This window comes from Kitasatospora sp. NPDC101108 (assembly GCF_055584725.1).
Genome location: NZ_JBVJLM010000001.1, coordinates 174,309 through 190,991 on the forward strand (window position 1 = coordinate 174,309; position 16,683 = coordinate 190,991).

Consider the following 16,683-nt stretch of genomic DNA (forward strand, 5'->3'; position numbering starts at 1 on the left):
CTGCCCGGAAGGCGGCGGCCGCGGGCAGGCAGGACGGGCGGGGTTCGGGACGGGCGGGATCAGGCCAGGCGGGATCAGGCCAGGCGGGCGCAGAGGCCGGCCGGCCACACCAGCGTGGTGGCCGCCCAGGCCAGACCGCTGCCGAAGGCGACCAGCAGCACCCTGTGCCCGGGCTTCAGCTCCCCCTGGTCGGCGGCGTGGGCCAGCAGCAGCGGCACAGAGGCGGCCGCGGTGTTGCCGACCTGCTCGATGTTGGTCGGGACGCGGGCCGCGGGGATCTCCAGCATGTCGGCGACCGTGGCGGTGATGCGGTGGTTCGCCTGGTGGGCGATCAGCCGGTCGACGTCGCGGACCGCCCAGCCGGCCTCGGTGGCCGCGTCCCGTGCGGCCGCCGTCATCCTGCGCACCGCGTGCCGGAAGACCTCGTTGCCGCTCATGTGCACGAAGTGCTCCCCGGGTGCCGTCCGGTTCCGCCGGTGGCGTCCGCGCGCGCCCCCGACGGGTACGGCGATGGCGTCGGAGAGGGAGCCGTCGCTGCCCCACACCACCGGTCCCAGGGCGCCCTCGGTGTGCGAGGGGCCCGCTTCGAGGACGACGGCGCCGGCCCCGTCGCCGAAGATCGGGGCGGTGGCCCGGTCGAGCGGGTTGACCATGGAGGTCATCGTCTCGGCGCCGATCACCAGCACCCGGCGCGCCGTGCCCGAGGCGATCAGGCCGGCGGCGACGGTGCAGGCGTACACGAAACCGGAGCAACCCGCCATGACGTCGAAGGCGGCCACCGCGGACAGGCCCAGCCGGTGGGCGACCCAGGGCGCCGTGGCGGGACACGGACGGTCCGGGGTGTTCGTGGCCAGGACCAGCGCGTCCACAGTGCCGACGGCGGCGGAGGCCATCGCCCGCGACCCGGCCTCCACGGCCATGTCCCCGGTGGCGATGTCCGGTTCCGCGATCCGGCGCTCGGCGATGCCGATGCGCTCGCGGATCCACTCGTCCGAGCTGTCGATGCGGGTGCACACCTCGCTGTTGGGAACGCGGCGCGGCGGCAGCCAGGCCCCCAGCCCGGTCAGTACGGCAGCGGCGCCGCGGCCGCGGTCCGGGGCACAGGGGGTGTCGGTCACGGGAGCTCCCTCGGTCGGACACGCACACGTCGGAAAGGCGGCGTCCGCGCCGCTGCCGCACCGGCCGGACCCGCCGGTCAATTCATAGAGGAGCGCTCCTGACGCCGCTCCGGGAGCCACACCGGGAAGCGGCCGTTGCCCCCCGAACGGCGGAGCGGGCCCGGTGCGTCGGGTGCACCGGGCCCGGCCCTGTGCTATGGCGTGCCCGGATCCTGCGGGAGAGCGCCCGGGTCACCCGCGGGCGCCGGGGAGCCACCGGTGGCGCCGGCTTCGCCGGGGACCGTGGCGGTGCCCTCACCGCTGCCCGTGCCGGTGCCCGGGGCGGTGGTGCCGGTGTCCGTGGTGCCGGAGCCGGCGCCGGACAGGCGGCTGGCGAGCAACCGCTTGCCCAGCTCGGCGCCCTTGCGGCTGTCGGCCTGCGCCTTGCGGAACAGCTCCGCGACCTCGTCGTCGCCGTCCCGTTCGGCGTCCTTCAGGTAGGCCTCCATCCGCAGCGCGTTGCTCAGGCAGGCCTCGACGTACCAGAGCAGGTTGTAGTCCTTGTCCTTGGTGCCGGTGACGTGACCGGTCTCCTCGTTGGTCATCGCGACGCTCCTTCCGCGTCCCCGCGGGCGCCGGCCCCGACGGCCGGCGCCCCGGGCGCGTGGGTGCGCCTACCCGGGGGTGCGGCGGCAATCCCCGGCAGGGGCCGCGTCAGTCGTGGCCGTCGGTGCGGGGGCGGTGGAGGGTGAAGGTGTCGACCGGGGTGAGGTCGGCGTGCGGGCCGTCGAAGGTGTAGTAGGTGACGCGCATGGTGGTGGTGCCGCCGCGGCGGTTGCCGGGGTCGACCTCGAAGGCGGCGAAGCCGTGGGTGTGGGTGCGGTCCTGGTAGGCGGCCCAGGGGGCGTCCTCGGTGAGCCAGATCGACTCCCGGTAGGGGGCGCCGGGGGCGGGCTTGTCCTCCAGGCCGATGACCACCCGGCCCTGGGGGCGTTCGAACAGGTCGTCCTGGGTGGTGGCGGCGTTGCCGCCCGCGCCGATGACCATGTGGACGGTGCCGCGGCCGGTGTCGGCGACCTCGGGGTCCGTGCCGGTGGGCACCGGGGTGCGGGTGTCGTTGGGCAGGGTGCCGCGGACGGGGTGGGAGCGCTCGTAGTAGTGCTCGTGGCCGCTGACCACGAGGTCGACCCCGTACGCGTCGAACAGCGGGCCCCAGGCCTCCCGGACGCCGAGGTCGCTGCCGGAGCCGTGCTTGGAACTGGAGATCATCGGGTGGTGCATGCAGACCACGATCCAGTCGATCGCCCGGCTGCTCCGAGCCGTGCTCAACTCCCGTTGCAGCCAGCGCTGTTGGGCTCCGCCGGAGTAGCCGCGCAGATAGCTGTCGCCGGAGTTCTGGATGGCGACGTCGTCGTTGGCGAGGCTGATGAAGCGCACCGATCCGACCGTGAAGGCGTACCACATGCCCCGGGTCTCCCGGTCGCGGTCGGCGGTGGAGTCGGGGAGGGTGAAGTAGGTCTGGTAGCCGTCGGCGCCGATCGGGCCGTTGCCGCCCTCGTTCTCGTGGTTCCCGGCGCAGGGCATCCAGGGGCGCAGCCGGGCCGAGCGGCTGTTGTTGATGAACCAGTCGGCCCAGGTGGCGGTGCGGCTCCCGCCGTGCCGGCCGCTGTAGGAGGCGTAGCAGAGGTCACCGTTGACCAGGTTGAACAGCGGGCCGACGCGTTCGACGGCGGCGACGATGTCGGCGGCGTACGGGGAGCCGATCTGGTTGCTCGTGTACACCGGGTACTTGCCGAGCGGGGAGGGCACGCCGTCGGGGAAGGACAGGTGGCGGCGGAGGTTGGGGGTGGCCTGGTCGCCGAAGCTGGTGAAGGTGAAGGGGGTGCGGCCGCGCGGGGCGGTGGTGAAGCTGCCGGTCTCGGGGCTGGTGCCGTCGTGTCCGGCGGTGTAGAGGTAGGTGGTGCCCGGGCGCAGGCCGGTGAGCTTCGCGTGGTGGACGTACACCTCGTCCTTGCCGAGGGCGTCGCGGTAGGTGCGGGTCTCGGCCTGGACCACCTTGCCGAGGCCGCCGTCGGGTGAGCCGAGCCGGACCTGCGGGCGGCGGACGGACTGCGGGGTGATCCAGGAGACGGTGATCCCGGTGGCGGGGTCGGTACCGAACTGCAGGTGCAGGCCGCTGACGCTGGGGGTGCCGATCCGGTGCGGGCGGGCCTGGAGCAGCGGGCTCGCGGGGCCGTCGGGGCTTCCGGCCGACGGTGCGTCGGCCGGTGCGCCGTCCTGTCCGTCGGTCGGCCCGTCGGTCGGCCGGTCGGAGGCCGAGGCCGGTTGGGCGGCGGCGCCGCCGACGGCCAGGGCGGCTCCGGCCGCCGAGGTGCCCTTGAGGATGGACCTGCGTGCGATGGTCATGGCGCTCCGTCTGCCGAGTGGGCCCGTTCGCATGGAGAGGGGGCGGGACCCGCAGCACTGTAACGGCATGAGCATGCAAAGACGATGGCTTTTCTGACGGCTGATCACCTTCGGGCACGCCGCGGCCCCGGCGGCCGGGGCACCGCCGGGGCCGGGCCGCCGGGGATCAGGGGCACTGCTTCCAGGCGAGGTGGTAGACGGTGTTGATGCTGCCGTCGGTCGAGTCCATGGTCATGAAGCTGGTGGTACCGGCCGGGTCCGAGGTGCCGGCGGAGACGCGCAGTTCGGTGTTGATGTTGAAGTTGCGCTCCTCGCCGCAGGGGGCCCAGACCAGGGCGGCGACGTCGACGCTGTCGGTCGCCTGCCAGTTGTCGTCCGTCGGGCCGTTGAAGCGGTGGCTGCGGTAGGTCGTACCGGAGTCCCCCTGGAAGTAGTAGTTGGCCCGCTCGACGCCGCTCGCCCCGTTCTCCAGGTGGGCGAAGCCGCGGTAGTCGGCGGAGGCGATGGCGTAGGTGAAGCCCTGGGGGACGTGCACCCGCAGGTCGAGCTGGCAGTTCTTCCGGTAGTCGGTCGGCTTGGAACCCACTCCCACCTGGGCGAGGTAGCTGCTGTACGTCACGGTGAAGGCGGTGTTGTCCGGCGACACGGCCACCGCGGCCGAACCCGCCGGGCAGCCGGAGCCGTTGACGGTGGCGACGTCGATGACGATCCGGTCCGGCGGGGTGGGCAGCGAGTCGCCGCCGGAGGCCGGTGAGCCGATCACCGCGGCGGAGACGGCGGCCGCGGCGGCCAGGGTGCGGAGCAGCATGGGGTTTTCCCCTTCGGTCGTCCACGGAGGCAGGGGTGGCGCCGCGCGACGCGCGACACGGTCCGGGCGCTTCACGCGCGACACGGTCCGGGCGCTTCACGCGCGACCCCTCGTCGAAATTGACGTGCATATGTCAGCACATCCGCGGACCGTGTACAAGGGGTCACACATGGTCACTGTCTCCGCGCCCCAGAGCCCCCCGGGTGACCTGCGGGCGTGGGGCCGACGGCCCGCGGAACGCACGCCCGCATAGTCGGAGGGTTGGTCACACCTTCCGATCGTGAGACGAGCCGACCATGTCCCTCCCCCGCCGCCGGACCGCCGTCACGGCCCTCGCCCTGCTGCTCGCCCTCCCGGGCTGCGACGCCCCGCACCCGTCCGGGCAGGCCGCGGCCCCGGGCAGCACCGCACCGACGCCCACCCCGACCGGGCCACGGGAGTTCACCATCCTCGCCACCGGCGACGTGCTGCCGCACACCGAGATCATCCAGCAGGCCAAGGAGGACGCCGGCGGCTCCGGCTACGACTTCGGCCCCATGCTGGCCGGGATCAAACCCCTGATCGGCGCGGCCGACCTGGCGATCTGCCACATGGAGACCGTCTACGGCGCCGACGGCGGTCCGTACACCGGGTACCCGGCGTTCAAGTCCCCGCCGCAGGTCGCCAAGGCGCTCAAGGACGCCGGGTACGCCTCCTGCGACACCGCCTCCAACCACACCCTGGACGACGGCCCGGCCGGCATCCGCCGCACCCTGGACGCGATGGACGCCGTCGGCCTCGCCCACACCGGCTCCGCCCGCACCGCCGAGGAGGCCGGGCGGCCCGCGCTGCTGCGGGCGGGCGGTGCCACGGTGGCCCAACTCGCCTACACCTACGGCACCAACGGCATCGCGCTGCCCAAGGACGAGCCCTGGGCCGTCAACCTGATCGACCGGGACCGGATCCTCGCCGACGCCCGGGCCGCCCGGGCGGACGGCGCGGACCTGGTGGTGGTCAGCATCCACTGGGGCACCGAGTGGCAGGACACCCCGAACGAGCAACAGCTCACCCTGGCCAAGGAGTTGTCCGCGGCCGGGCAGGGCCCGGGCCGGCCCGACATCGACCTGGTCCTGGGCACCCACGCCCACATCCCGCAGGCCTACGAGAAGATCGGCGACACCTGGACGGTGTACGGCCTCGGCGACCAGCTCGCCGGGCACATGTTCACCTACGACGGCGCGGAGGACCCGCGCGGCAACTGGAGCTCGATCGCCCGCTTCACCGTCAGCCCGCCGGCCGGCCCGGGCCGGCGGTGGACCGTGAGCCGGGCCGAGTTCGTCCCGCAGATCACCGACCTCGGCCCGCCCTACCGGGTGCTCGACCTGCGCGAGGCCGTCCGCCGCGAACCCGGCCGCGCCGACTGGGCCCGCGCGCTGGAGCACATCCGCACCGTGGTGCTCAGCCGCGGCGCCGCTTCGGCGGGCCTCACCATGGCGCCGCGGCAGCCGTGACCACCCGGCCAGCCCGGTCGGGGCGCTACAGCTTGCGGCCCACGCCGCCGTACACCGAGACCTCGCCGGCCGCCGGGCCCGAGGGCTCGCCCAGCTCCGGGTGCCAGCGGTCGATCAGGACCACACCCGGGTCGTCCAGCTCCAGCCCGGTGAAGAAGCGTTCCACCTCGGCGTGCGAGCGCGCGTGCACCTCGATGCCGGCCTCCGCGTAGCGGCGCGCGCCGGCCGAGACCTGGTCCGGCGCGTTGTCGGCGGTGCCCGCGGTCAGGGCCAGGAAGCTGCCGGAGGGCAGCGCGTCCAGCAGCTTGCGGACGGGCGGGTGCGCGGCCTCGTCGGAGAGGAAGTGCACGATGTTGATCAGCGTCAGCGCGATCGGCCGGGTCAGGTCCAGGGTGGCGGCCACCGCCGGCTCGGCCAGGAACTTCGCCGGATCGCGCAGGTCGCCCTCGACGTAGGCGGTGCGTCCCTCGGGCGTGCTGGTGAGCAGCGCACGCGAATGGGCCAGCACGATCGGGTCGTTGTCCACGTACACCACCCGGCAGGCCGGGTCGACCGCCTGGACGATCTCGTGCAGGTTGGGCGCGGTGGGGATGCCGGTGCCGACGTCCAGGAACTGGCGGATGCCGTGCTGCTCGGCCAGCCGGCGGACCATCCGGTGCATCACGGCGCGGGCGGCCGCGGCCCCGGCCCGGGCGGCGGGCAGCTCGGCGAGCACCCGGTCGCCGACCTCGCGGTCCGCCGGGAAGTTGGTCTTCCCGCCGAGCAGGTAGTCGTAGACCCGCGCGGAGTGCGCCCGGTCGGTCCGCAGGTCCACCTGCGGCGGCTGCTCGAAGTCGGCCTCGATCAGCCAGCTCTCCGACTCGTTGCTGTCCACTGCTGCCTCGCCCTCCCCGTCCGGCGTCCGGTCCGGACCACACTCAACCACAGGACGTGAGCGTCCGTCAGGCGGTTCCCGGTGTCGGCTGAACGTCCGCTTCCGCCTCCCGGAGGGCGGCGGTGAACGAGGGCACCCGCATGGCCGTCAGCAGGCCCAGGGCCGGTCCGGCGGTGCAGACCGTGACGTAGACCGGGATCACCCCGAAGCCGTTGTGGTGGCCCAGCCACTCGGCGAGCAGCGGAAAGGTGCCGCCGAACGCGGCGATGGTGGCCGCGTTGACCACGCCGAGGCCGACCGCCCGCACCTCGGTGGGGAACAGCAGGCCGGTGAAGACGTTCAGCGTGCCGAGCACCGTCGCCACCATCATCCCCAGCGCCACGGCCACCAGTTGGAACGGCAGCCAGCCGCCGCGCAGCCCGGCCAGCAGGACCCAGACCAGCGGGATCGGCAGCCCGAAGCCGATCCGGGCGACCGGCAGCAGGCCGAAGCGGTCCGCGGCGGCGCCGGTGAGCAGCATGGTGGCCAGCACGATCGCCAGCACCACCGTCATGAACGAGGCGGCCCGCTCCTTGTCGATCACGTGGTAGGCGGCGGCGTACTGCGGCAGGTACGTCAGGGCGAAGTAGTAACCGACCGTGCCGCCCAGGGTGTTGAGGAAGACGGTGAGCACCGCCCAGCGGTGGTCGCGGACGGTGCGCAGGAAGGACGGGCGGCCGCCCGGCCGTACCCGGGCCCGGGTACGGTGGAACTCGGCGCTCTCCGGCGCGGCCCGGCGCACCCACACCGCGCCCAGCCCCAGCAGCGCGGCGACCAGGAAGCCCCAGCGCCAGCCGCCGTTCTCCAGGCCGGACTTGCCGATGGTGTGGATCAGCAGGGTGAGCACCCCGAAGGAGAGCAGCGAACCGACGATGATCCCGCCGTAGGAGACCGAGCTGAACGCGAAGCGGTGCCGGGGCGGGGCCGTCTCGGTCACGTACGCGGCGACGCTCGGCGCCTCCCCGCCGAAGGCGAGGCCCTGCACCACCCGTACCACGACGGCCAGTACGGCCGCCCAGACGCCGATGGTCCGCTGGCCCGGCAGCACGGCCAGGCCCAGGCCGGCCACGGCGATCACGGCCATGCCGAGACTGAGCGCGAAGCGCCGGCCCCGGGCGTCGCTGAGCCGTCCTATCAGGTACGAGCCGACCGGCCGGGCCACGAAGCCGACCGCGAAGGTGGCGTACGCGGCGAGCACACCGCTGACTCCGCCCTTGCCGTGGCCGAACAGGTCGGCGGCGAAGTAGGGCGCGAGCACGGCGTAGATGTTCCAGTCGAAGGACTCGACCACCGACCCCACCGTCGCCGCCGCCAACTCCCGCCGCCGGCCCCCGTCCTGCACCCCGTCGCGGACCGGGGCGGTCTCGATGTGATCTGTCATGGCCTCAGCATGGCACCGTTCGACCTGCGGCGGAATCGGAGGCGGTGGCCCCGCGACGGCCGGGCTGCGGTCGGCCGTCGCGGGGCCTCGGCGGGCGCGGCACCCCCGTCGCCGCGCCCTGCGGTCCGGCCCGGCGGCGGGCACCCGGGCGGGGCGCCGCGCGTCGGACCGGCGGATCGGTCGCCCACCTCGACGCGGGTGCCGCTGTGCGCGAATGCCGTGGGGGGAACGACGGCCCGGGCCTGAGCCGCGGTCGGACGCGAAGCGAGCCTGCGGGCGTTCGGTCGTCCCTCCCCGGACCGGTCCGTCGGACGTTCATCCTCGCCCCGGCACTGCCGCTCCGACCACGACGTTGACCTGACGTTGACCTGACACTTGGGCGTCGTGGGACTACGCTCGTTTGCGATCCGGGTCGGACGGGCGGGGCGACGCCGCGGATCACCGGGACCCGGGGGGATCTGTGGGGGCTGCGATTTTTGCCGCGCTGTTGCGGGAACGACGCCTTTCGGCGGGATGGAGCCAGGACGAACTCGCCGAGCGGTCCGGGGTGTCGGCCCGGTCGATCAGCGCCCTGGAGGCGGGCGGGCGACGCCCGCGGATGTCCTCGGTGGTCCGGCTCGCCGGGGCCCTCGGCCTCGACCCGGAGACCCGCGCCCAGTGGCTGACGGCGGCGCGGGGCCCGGACGCCGGGCAGACCGCGGAGCCGCACCGAACGGACGGAGCGGACGGGGTCGCCGGGACGCCCCCGCCGGCCGGGACGGACGCACCGGCCGCGGCACCCGGGGGCGGCCCCACCGGCCCTACCGGTCCCGCCGGGCCCACCGGCCCCAGTGGTCCCAGCGGTCCGCAGCAGCTTCCGATGGCCATCCGCCACTTCACCGGCCGGAGCAGGGAGCTCCGGCTGCTCGACGGGCTGCTCGACGACCTGACCCCCGGCTGCGGCACGGTCGTGATCTCGGCGATCGCCGGCACCGCGGGCGTCGGCAAGACCACCCTGGCCGTGCACTTCGCCCACCGGGTGGCCGACCGCTTCCCCGACGGCCAGCTCTTCGCCAACCTGCGCGGCTTCGACCCGGCCCGGGCCCCGGTCGACCCCGCCGACGTGGCGCGCGGCTTCCTGGACGCGCTGGGCGTCCCGGCCCTGCGCGTCCCCGCCGACCCGGACGGGCAGCTCGCGCTGCTGCGCAGCAGGCTGGCGGGCACCCGCACGCTGATCGTCCTCGACAACGTCCGCGAGGCGGAACAGGTCCGCCCGCTGCTCCCCGGCTCCCACACCTGCCTGGTCGTGGTCACCAGCCGGAACCGGCTGCCCGGCCTGGTCGCCCTGGACGGCGCCGTACCGCTGGCGCTCGACGTGCTCTCCCCCGCCGAGGCGCGCGAACTGCTCGCCCGTCGGCTGGGCACGGCGACGGTTACGGAGCAGCAGGAGGCCGCCGACGAGCTGATCGAGCTGTGCGCCCGGCTGCCGCTCGCACTGAACATCGCCGCCGCACGGGCGGCCGACCACCCCGGCACCCCGCTGGACGTGTGGGCGCGCGAGCTGCGGGACTCCCGGGCGCGGCTGGACCTCCTGTCAGCGGGTGACAGCCACGCCGACGTCCGGGCGGTGCTCTCCTGGTCCTATCGCGCGCTGACCCCCCAGGCCGCCCGGCTGTTCCGGCTGCTCGGCCTGCACCCCGGCCCGACCATCAGCACGGCGGCGGCCGCGAGCCTCGCGGGCCGGCCGCTGTCCGGGACCCGCGCCCTGCTGGAGGAGCTGCACCGGGCCCATCTGATCACCGCACCAGAGCGTGACCGGTACACCTTCCACGACCTGTTGCGCGTCTACGCCGCCGAGCAGGCGGCGGCCCTCGAACCGCCGGAGGGGCAGGCCGCGGGGACCCTGCGGATGCTCGACCACTACCTCCACACCGCGCACCGCGCCGCCGTCCTCGCCTACGCCGACGACGTCTCCTGGCAGACGCTGGATCTCACGGAACCCGCCACCGGGGTCGGCCCCGAGGAGCTCACCGACCGGCGGGAGGCGCTCGACTGGTACCGGGAGGAGCAGCCGGTGCTGGAGCGGATCGTCGACCTGGCGCACCGGACCGGGGCGGACGTCCACGCCTGGCAGCTGGTCGGCGCCCAGGTGCCCTACCTGCTCAAGTCGGGGCTGTGGCAGCAGTGGCAGCGGGCGAGCGAGACGGCGCTGGCCGCCGCCGAACGCACCGGCGACCTCGGCCATCGCGCGCACGCGCACCGCTGGCTCGGCCAGCTGCACCGCTCCCAGGGCCGCCAGCCCGAGGCCCAGCGCCAACTACGCCTGGCACTCGGCCTGTTCGAGGCGCTCGGCGACCGGCCCCGGGAGGGGCGGACCCGGCTCGACCTGGCCATCGCCCACGGCGAGGAGCGGTGCGACGCCGAGGCGGTGGCCGAGTCCCGCCGGGCCCTGGCGCTGTTCGAGGCGATCGGCGACCCGTCCGGGCAGGCCCTCGCGCTCAACAGCATCGGCTGGTACCTGGCCCAGCAGGGCGAGCTGCGGGAGGCGCTGCCGCACTGCCGGCGCGCCCTGGAGCTGGCCCGCGAGACGGGCAACCTGCCCGGCCAGTCGTCCATCTGGGACAGCATCGGCTTCATCCACCACCGCCTCGGCGAGTACCACGAGGCGCTGCCCGCCTACCACGAGTCCCTGCGTCTGCGGGTGGCCGTCGGCGACTACTTCCTCCAGGCCGACATCCACACCCACCTCGGGGACACCCATCTGGCGCTCGGCGACGTCGAGTCCGCCCGGGCGGCCTGGAACCGCGGCCTCGCCATCCTGGAGGACCTCCAGCACCGGGACGCCGACGCCGTCCGGGCCCGGCTGGACAGCTGCCCTCCCGCACCCCGACCGCCCGGCTCGGCGTAGGGCCTGTCCGGCGGCGCGCCCGGGACGCCCCCGGGATGGGAGGCCTCGGTCGAAGACCGTCAGCCAGCGGCTGGCGGTGTACGGGTCCAGGTGGCCGTAGGCGCCCCGCAGGAGTGCTGGGCCGTGCGGGCGCGCCAGGCGGCCGCGACGGCGAGCGCGGCGTCGTTGGCGGCGCCTTCGCCGATGCTGAGCCGGACGCCTTCGCCGGGGAAGACCTTGACGGTGATCCCGGCCTCGGTGCAGGCGGCGGCGAAGGCCGCCGTGTGCTCACCGAGCCGGAGCCAGACGAAGTTGGCGTGGGACTCCACCAGCGGCCAGCCCTGGCCGCGCAGCGCGACCTGGACCCGGGTGCGTTCGGCGACCAGCGCGCGGACCCGCTCGTGCAGTTCGGGCCCGGCCGCGAGGGACTCGACGGCGGCGTCCTGGGCGATCCGGCTGACGCCGAACGGCAGCGCGACCGCGCGGGCCGCCGCGGCGACGGTGTCGTGGGCCACGGCGTAGCCGACCCGGAGGCCGGCCAGCCCGTAGGCCTTGGAGAAGGTGCGCAGGACGACCAGGTTGGGGCGGGTGCGGTAGAGGTCGATGCCGTCCGGGGTGTCCTCGGGGGCGAACTCGCGGTAGGCCTCGTCCAGGACGACCAGGGTGGTGGCGGGTACCGCGTCCAGGAACTTCACCAGCTCGGCGGGCGGGACGGCGGTGCCGGTCGGGTTGTTGGGGTTGCAGACCAGGACGACCTTGGTGCGCGGGGTGAGGGCGGCGGCCATCGCGCTCAGGTCGTGGACCTCGCCCTCGGCCAGTGGGACGGGCACGGCGATCGCCCCGGCGAGGTCGGCCGCCTCCGGGTAGGCCTCGAACGAGCGCCAGGCGAACAGGACTTCGTCGCCCGGGCCGGCCGCCGCGCGGACCAGCTGGAACAGCACGCCGACCGAGCCGGGGCCGACCACCACATGGGCCGGCGGGACGTTCAGGTGGCCGGCGAGGGCGGCCACCAGGCGGGTGGCGGCCGGGTCCGGGTAGCGGTTGAGGGTGTGCAGGGCGGCGGTGGCCCGTTCCAGCACGCCGGGCAGCGGCGGGTAGGGGTTCTCGTTGCCCGCCAGCAGGTGGTGGGCGGTCAGCGGCGGGGCGGCGGTGGGCGCGTCGGTCATGTCGGTGGACTCCCGTGGGCGGCTCAGCCGCCGGTGAGGCCGGTCGCCAGGGTGGCGGCGGCGAGGACGAAAAAGACTCCGGCCACGACGTACCGCTCGGCGCGGAGGAAGCCGCGGCTCTTCCGGGCGCGCTGGCGCATGAGTGAACTCAGCAGCGCCCAGCCGGCGTTGGTGGCCATGCCGACCACCACGAAGACCAGTCCGAAGACCAGGGTCTGGGACCAGACCGCTCCCCTGCCGCTGTGGATGAAGGAGGGCAGGAAGGCGAGGAAGAACAGGGTGCTCTTCGGGTTGAGGGCGTTGACGACGAGGCCGTCGGTGAAGATCCGGGGCGAGCGGGCGGGCGGCTCGTCGGCCTGTTCTGCGGACGGATCCGGGTCCGGCGTGCGCAGCCGTTTGACGCCGAGCCAGACGAGGTAGGCGGCACCCGCGTACTTGATCACGTTGAACGCGGTCTCCGAGGAGGCGACCAGGGCGGACAGGCCGACCACGGCCGCGAGCACCTGGACGAGGTCGCCGCAGGCCAGGCCGAGGGTGGACAGCAGTCCGGCGCGGCGGCCCTGGTCGAGGGTCCGGCCGGTCACGTAGAGCACGGACGGGCCGGGGATGAGCAGCAGTACCAGTGAGGCCGTGAAGAACCACCACAGGCTGGACAGTTCGGGCATGCGATCCGGCTCCTTTCGTCCGCAGTCCTCGTCGGGCGGATCAGCGGGTGGGCGACGTCCTGCGGGCCCGGTCCTGCGTCAGGTCAGCGTCCAGCGGAGCGGCGGCGCGCAGGATTCGGGGGCCGCGACCGTCGCACAATATCCTTTGTCCAGCGGGAGGTTGCTCAGTTTCCAAAGATCCACGGTGATCGGCAGCGGGCCCGGCGCGCCGGGTCCCAGCCGGCGCGGGACGGGCAGGTCGGCGGCCTTGGCGTACGCCTCCCGCCAGGTCCACCGGGTGAAGAAGGCGTACCGCCCGGCGGTCGGGGGCAGGCCGGCGACCATCCGGGCCTCGGCCGGGCCGAGGAAGCGGGCGGCCATCGCACGGTGGTCGAGGTCGGCGCGGACCTCCTCCAGGTCGACGCCGACGGTGCCGGTTCGGGTGACGGCGATCAAGGCCAGGTCGCCCGAGTGGCTGAGGTTGAAGTCGAGCACCGCGGGGTGCGGTGCCGGTGCCAGGCGGGGGCGGCCGCGGGCGGTGCGGTGCAGGCGCAGGCCGGCGGGTGCCCGGCCGGTGTAGCGGGCCAGGACGGTGCGCAGCGCGCCGTGCGCGGCGACGAAGCGGGCACGCTCGACCGGCAGCCGGCAGCGGTCGGCCCGGGCCCGCTCCTCCGGGTCGAGCAGCTCGGCGTACCGGCGCGCGACCGGCTCGGGCGGGTCGAGCCGGGTTCGCCAGACGTGCACCTCGCCCTCGGCGAGGCTCGGCGCGGCCGGGCCGTCCGGCCACCGGTCGGGCGGGCGCACGTCGGCGGGGTGAACGTCGGATGGGTTCGGGTCTGCCGGGTTCACGGGGCGACGGCTCCGGCGATCCGGTCGCTGGGACGGCGCAGCAGCCGGGACAGTTCGTTCAGCACCTCCTGCTGGGCGGTGTGCAGGAAGAAGTGCCCGCCGTCGAACATCCGCATCGTGAAGGCGCCGGTGCTCTGCCGGGCCCAGGCGGCGAGGCCCTCGGGGTCGACGTGCGGGTCGGCGCGGCCGCCGAAGGCGGTGATCGGGACGGTCAGCGGCTCCTGCGGGCGGTGGGTGTAGCAGTCGTTGAGCTGGAAGTCGGCCCGCAGCCCGGGCAGGACCAGCCGCATCACCCGGGCGTCCGCCAGCAGGCTCTCCGGGGTGCCGCCCAGCTCCCGGATCCGCTCCAGGAACTGGTCCTGCGGCAGGTGGTGGATCAGCGGCCGGTTGTGGGTGAGCTGCGGGGCCCTGCGTCCGGAGACCACCAGGTGGTCGGGGGCGGGGGCGCCGAGCTCGCGGAGCCGGCGGGCGAAGGAGAACGCGATCAGCGCGCCCATGCTGTGGCCGAACAGGGCGTAGGGGGGCCGGCAGTGGTCGGCCAGGGCCTCGGTGAGGTCGGGCAGCAGGTCCTCGACATCGGTGTAGGCGGGCTGGAAGATCCGTGACTCGCGGCCGGGCAGCCGTACCGCGCACACCTCGACGTCGTCGGGCAGGGCGCGCGGCCAGTCGGCGAAGGCCGAGCTGCCGCCGCCGGCGTAGGCGAAGCAGATCAGACGGAGCCGGGCGCCGGGGTTGGGCTCGGTCCTGACCACCCAGGGGCTGCCGGCCGCCGTCACCGCCTCCGGTCCTCTCCGGCCGGGGCCTCTCGGCCCGGGGCGTGGACGGTCAGGTAGTCCGGGTCGCCGGGGACGTCGGTGAGGTCGGCCTCGAAGAGCGTCAGCCCGTCCTCGCCGGTGAGCCGGCGGAAGCCGGTGAACTTGTAGGTGATCAGCATCATCCGGTTGCGCCCGTTGGGCAGGTACTCGGCCAGCAGGCGGACGCCGGCCTCCCGGGCGCGGCGGCGCAGGTGGTTGATGATCACCCCGCCGACGCCGCGGGACATCACCCGGCAGGACATCAGCAGCAGCTTGACGGTCCAGGCGTCCGGGTCCTTGGCGAGCAGCACCAGGCCGATGGTCCCGTACGGGCCGTGCCGGTCCTCCAGCCGGGCGACCAGCAGTTCGTGGGTGTCCGAGCGGCGGAAGGCGTCGAGCTCGTCGTAGGAGTAGGTGTAGCCGGTGGTGTTGAGCTGGTGGGTGCGGACGGTCAGTTCCTCGGCCCGGCGCAGGTCCTCCTCCTGGGCGGGGTGGATGGTGAGGGTCATGCCGAGGGTGGCGAGGAAGGCCTCCTGAGGGCCGGTGAACTCCTGCTCGACCCGGGTGCGCTCCTGGTCGGCGCGGTACATCTCGCGGCGCCGGGCGGAGTCGTCGGTGACGAACCGCGGCGAGAACTCCGGCCGGTCGGCGAGGCCGGCGGCCTCCGCGGCGTCGACGACCAGCAGTTCGGGGATCTCGAAGGAGACCTCGCCGCGTTCGAAGGCGTCGTCGTCGACGAAGGCGAAGGCGTCCAGGCCCAGGTTGAGCGAGGTGGCGATGGAGCGGATCGACGAGGACTTCGCGTTCCAGTTGATCTGCGGGTAGAGGAAGTAGTCGAGCAGCCCGTGCCGGCGCAGCGCCGCGGTGGCGGCCTCGTGGTCGTTGCGGCTGGCGATCGAGTGCAGGATGCCGCGGCGGTCGAGTTCGACGATGACCTCGCGCAGACCGGGGCGCAGCGGCGCCTCGCCGTCCTCCAGCAGGATGCCGTCCCACACGGTGTGGTCGAGGTCCCAGACGACGCACTTGACGGTCTTGGCGGGCTTGTCGGCGGTGGTGCCGTCCTGCTGGCCGGCGGTGCCCTGGGAGGTCATGCCGTCACCCTTTCGGTGGGGGTGGTGCGCTGGCGGGAGTGGTAGGCGGATTCGGCGATGGTGGTCTGCTGGAGTTCGGTGCTGCCCTCGATGATCTCCATGACCTTGGCGTCCCGCAGGTAGCGCTGGACGGGGTGGCCGTCGCCGCAGCCCTGGGCGCCGTGCACCTGGACGGCGTCCGAGGCGGAGCGGAACGCGGTGCGGGAGGCGTGGTACTTGGCGAGCCAGGTGGCGTGCAGGCTCTCGGTGGAGCGGTCCTGCCGCAGCCAGCCGGCCTGCTGGCAGAGCAGCCGGGCCGCGGCGGTTCCGGTGGCCATGTCGGCGATCATCCGCTGGACCAGCTGGTGGTCGCGGAGCCGTACGCCGAAGGTCTCCCGCCGGTCGGCGTGGTCGAGGGAGGCGTCCAGGCAGGCCTGGGCGAGGCCGACGCAGCCCCAGGCGACGCTGTAGCGGCCTAGTTCGAGGGCGCTCGCGGCGACGGCGGCCAGTCCGAAGCCCGGCCGGCCGAGCAGCGCCTCGGGGGCCACCAGGCAGTCCGCCAGGCTGAGTTCGGCGAGCATCGAGGCCTTGGTGCCGAGAACGCCGGTGACCGGCCGGACGGTCAGCCCCGGGGCGTCCCGGGGCACCAGGAAGGCGGCCTCCCGGCCGTCCATGCGGGCGAACAGCAGGTACACGTCGGCGCGTTGGCCGAAGGTGATCCAGCGCTTCTCGCCGGTGAGCCGGAAGCCGCCGTCGGTGCGCCGGGCCGTGGTGCTCAGCGCCTTGACGTCGCTGCCGGCGCCGGGCTCGGTGAGCGCGAAGGCGCCGATCGCCGCGCCGGTGGCGAACTTCGGCAGCCAGTGCTCGCGCTGCCGCTCGCCGCCCCACCGGGCGACGGCGTACGAGGCCATGCCGTGCACGGTGACCAGGCTGCGCACGGACGAGCAGCCGCGGCCGAGTTCCTCGTTGAGCAGGCCGAAGGTGATCGGGTCCAGGTCGGTGCCGCCGTACCCGGCCGGGACGGCGGCGCCCAGCAGGCCGCGGGCGGCGAACTCCTTGAGGAACTCCTCGGGGAGGCGTTCGGCGCGGTCCCAGGCGTCCGCGTGCGGGGCGACGGCCTCCCGGGTGAAGGCCTCGTACTCCTCCCGCGCCGTGGCCTGGCGCTCGGTCAGTTGCACTCTGATGGCCATCGGTCCCTC

General features: G+C 74.3%; 13 protein-coding genes and 1 pseudogene. 2 read left to right on the plus strand and 12 right to left on the minus strand.

All coding sequences use genetic code 11. From position 1 onward, the window contains the following. Positions 1 to 74: 74 nt before the first annotated feature. The 4 genes and pseudogenes from ACZ6Z8_RS00900 to ACZ6Z8_RS00915 form a co-directional block, all read right to left on the minus strand. Complete coding sequence (locus tag ACZ6Z8_RS00900) at positions 75 to 1,118, minus strand: beta-ketoacyl-ACP synthase III (RefSeq protein ID WP_465604838.1); 1,044 nt, start codon at positions 1,116 to 1,118, stop codon at positions 75 to 77. A gap of 356 nt (positions 1,119 to 1,474) precedes the next feature. Next, a pseudogene (locus ACZ6Z8_RS00905) lies at positions 1,475 to 1,702 on the minus strand (hypothetical protein); the annotation flags it as partial. 109 nt (positions 1,703 to 1,811) lie between these two features. Further along, positions 1,812 to 3,503 (minus strand): purple acid phosphatase family protein, encoded by a 1,692-nt coding sequence (locus ACZ6Z8_RS00910; RefSeq protein ID WP_465604841.1) that lies wholly within the window; start codon positions 3,501 to 3,503, stop codon positions 1,812 to 1,814. A gap of 166 nt (positions 3,504 to 3,669) precedes the next feature. Continuing rightward, positions 3,670 to 4,311, minus strand: coding sequence for a DUF4360 domain-containing protein (locus ACZ6Z8_RS00915; RefSeq protein ID WP_465604844.1), 642 nt, complete (start codon positions 4,309 to 4,311; stop codon positions 3,670 to 3,672). A gap of 296 nt (positions 4,312 to 4,607) precedes the next feature. Between ACZ6Z8_RS00915 and ACZ6Z8_RS00920 the strand changes: the two genes are divergently transcribed. Next, positions 4,608 to 5,801 carry a CapA family protein gene (locus ACZ6Z8_RS00920; RefSeq protein ID WP_465604846.1) on the plus strand — a complete coding sequence of 398 codons (1,194 nt, stop codon included), beginning with the start codon at positions 4,608 to 4,610 and terminating at the stop codon, positions 5,799 to 5,801. A 25-nt stretch (positions 5,802 to 5,826) separates the two neighbouring features. On the opposite strand, the gene ACZ6Z8_RS00925 is transcribed toward ACZ6Z8_RS00920, so the two are convergent. Together ACZ6Z8_RS00925 and ACZ6Z8_RS00930 are read right to left on the minus strand one after the other, a co-directional pair. Further along, positions 5,827 to 6,675: an SAM-dependent methyltransferase gene (locus ACZ6Z8_RS00925; RefSeq protein WP_465604850.1), complete on the minus strand. Its 849-nt coding sequence runs from the start codon at positions 6,673 to 6,675 to the stop codon at positions 5,827 to 5,829. A 67-nt stretch (positions 6,676 to 6,742) separates the two neighbouring features. Beyond that, positions 6,743 to 8,095, minus strand: coding sequence for an MFS transporter (locus ACZ6Z8_RS00930; protein ID WP_465604853.1), 1,353 nt, complete (start codon positions 8,093 to 8,095; stop codon positions 6,743 to 6,745). Positions 8,096 to 8,582: 487 nt separating this feature from the next. Here ACZ6Z8_RS00930 and ACZ6Z8_RS00935 point away from each other — a divergent pair, with 487 nt between their 5' ends. Next, the gene (locus ACZ6Z8_RS00935) at positions 8,583 to 10,982 is read left to right on the plus strand and encodes an ATP-binding protein (protein ID WP_465604856.1); all 2,400 of its coding nucleotides are present in this window, start codon (positions 8,583 to 8,585) and stop codon (positions 10,980 to 10,982) included. A 59-nt stretch (positions 10,983 to 11,041) separates the two neighbouring features. Here the strand turns inward: ACZ6Z8_RS00935 and ACZ6Z8_RS00940 are convergent, their stop codons facing one another. The 6 genes from ACZ6Z8_RS00940 to ACZ6Z8_RS00965 form a co-directional block, all read right to left on the minus strand. Next, on the minus strand, positions 11,042 to 12,127 hold the full coding sequence (locus ACZ6Z8_RS00940) for a histidinol-phosphate transaminase (RefSeq protein WP_465604859.1): 1,086 nt from the start codon (positions 12,125 to 12,127) through the stop codon (positions 11,042 to 11,044). A 23-nt stretch (positions 12,128 to 12,150) separates the two neighbouring features. Further along, positions 12,151 to 12,792, minus strand: coding sequence for a LysE family translocator (locus tag ACZ6Z8_RS00945; RefSeq protein WP_465604862.1), 642 nt, complete (start codon positions 12,790 to 12,792; stop codon positions 12,151 to 12,153). A 78-nt stretch (positions 12,793 to 12,870) separates the two neighbouring features. Next, positions 12,871 to 13,575 (minus strand): 4'-phosphopantetheinyl transferase family protein, encoded by a 705-nt coding sequence (locus ACZ6Z8_RS00950; RefSeq protein WP_465604865.1) that lies wholly within the window; start codon positions 13,573 to 13,575, stop codon positions 12,871 to 12,873. A 41-nt stretch (positions 13,576 to 13,616) separates the two neighbouring features. Beyond that, positions 13,617 to 14,396: a thioesterase II family protein gene (locus ACZ6Z8_RS00955; protein ID WP_465604868.1), complete on the minus strand. Its 780-nt coding sequence runs from the start codon at positions 14,394 to 14,396 to the stop codon at positions 13,617 to 13,619. Then, complete coding sequence (locus ACZ6Z8_RS00960) at positions 14,393 to 15,505, minus strand: HAD-IIIC family phosphatase (RefSeq protein WP_465604871.1); 1,113 nt, start codon at positions 15,503 to 15,505, stop codon at positions 14,393 to 14,395. The genes ACZ6Z8_RS00955 and ACZ6Z8_RS00960 overlap by 4 nt, the downstream gene beginning before the upstream one ends. Continuing rightward, on the minus strand, positions 15,502 to 16,674 hold the full coding sequence (locus ACZ6Z8_RS00965; protein WP_465604874.1) for an acyl-CoA dehydrogenase family protein: 1,173 nt from the start codon (positions 16,672 to 16,674) through the stop codon (positions 15,502 to 15,504). The genes ACZ6Z8_RS00960 and ACZ6Z8_RS00965 overlap by 4 nt, the downstream gene beginning before the upstream one ends. Between the last annotated feature and the right edge of the window lie 9 nt (positions 16,675 to 16,683).

Bases quoted from the DNA above. Each gene is read 5' to 3' on its own strand.
- ACZ6Z8_RS00910 (WP_465604841.1), bottom strand. From the start codon at position 3,503: ATGACCATCGCACGCAGGTCCATCCTCAAGGGCACCTCGGCGGCCGGA.
- ACZ6Z8_RS00915 (WP_465604844.1), bottom strand. From the start codon at position 4,311: ATGCTGCTCCGCACCCTGGCCGCCGCGGCCGCCGTCTCCGCCGCGGTG.
- ACZ6Z8_RS00920 (WP_465604846.1), top strand. From the start codon at position 4,608: ATGTCCCTCCCCCGCCGCCGGACCGCCGTCACGGCCCTCGCCCTGCTG.
- ACZ6Z8_RS00930 (WP_465604853.1), bottom strand. From the start codon at position 8,095: ATGACAGATCACATCGAGACCGCCCCGGTCCGCGACGGGGTGCAGGAC.
- ACZ6Z8_RS00940 (WP_465604859.1), bottom strand. From the start codon at position 12,127: ATGACCGACGCGCCCACCGCCGCCCCGCCGCTGACCGCCCACCACCTG.
- ACZ6Z8_RS00945 (WP_465604862.1), bottom strand. From the start codon at position 12,792: ATGCCCGAACTGTCCAGCCTGTGGTGGTTCTTCACGGCCTCACTGGTA.
- ACZ6Z8_RS00960 (WP_465604871.1), bottom strand. From the start codon at position 15,505: ATGACCTCCCAGGGCACCGCCGGCCAGCAGGACGGCACCACCGCCGAC.
- ACZ6Z8_RS00965 (WP_465604874.1), bottom strand. From the start codon at position 16,674: ATGGCCATCAGAGTGCAACTGACCGAGCGCCAGGCCACGGCGCGGGAG.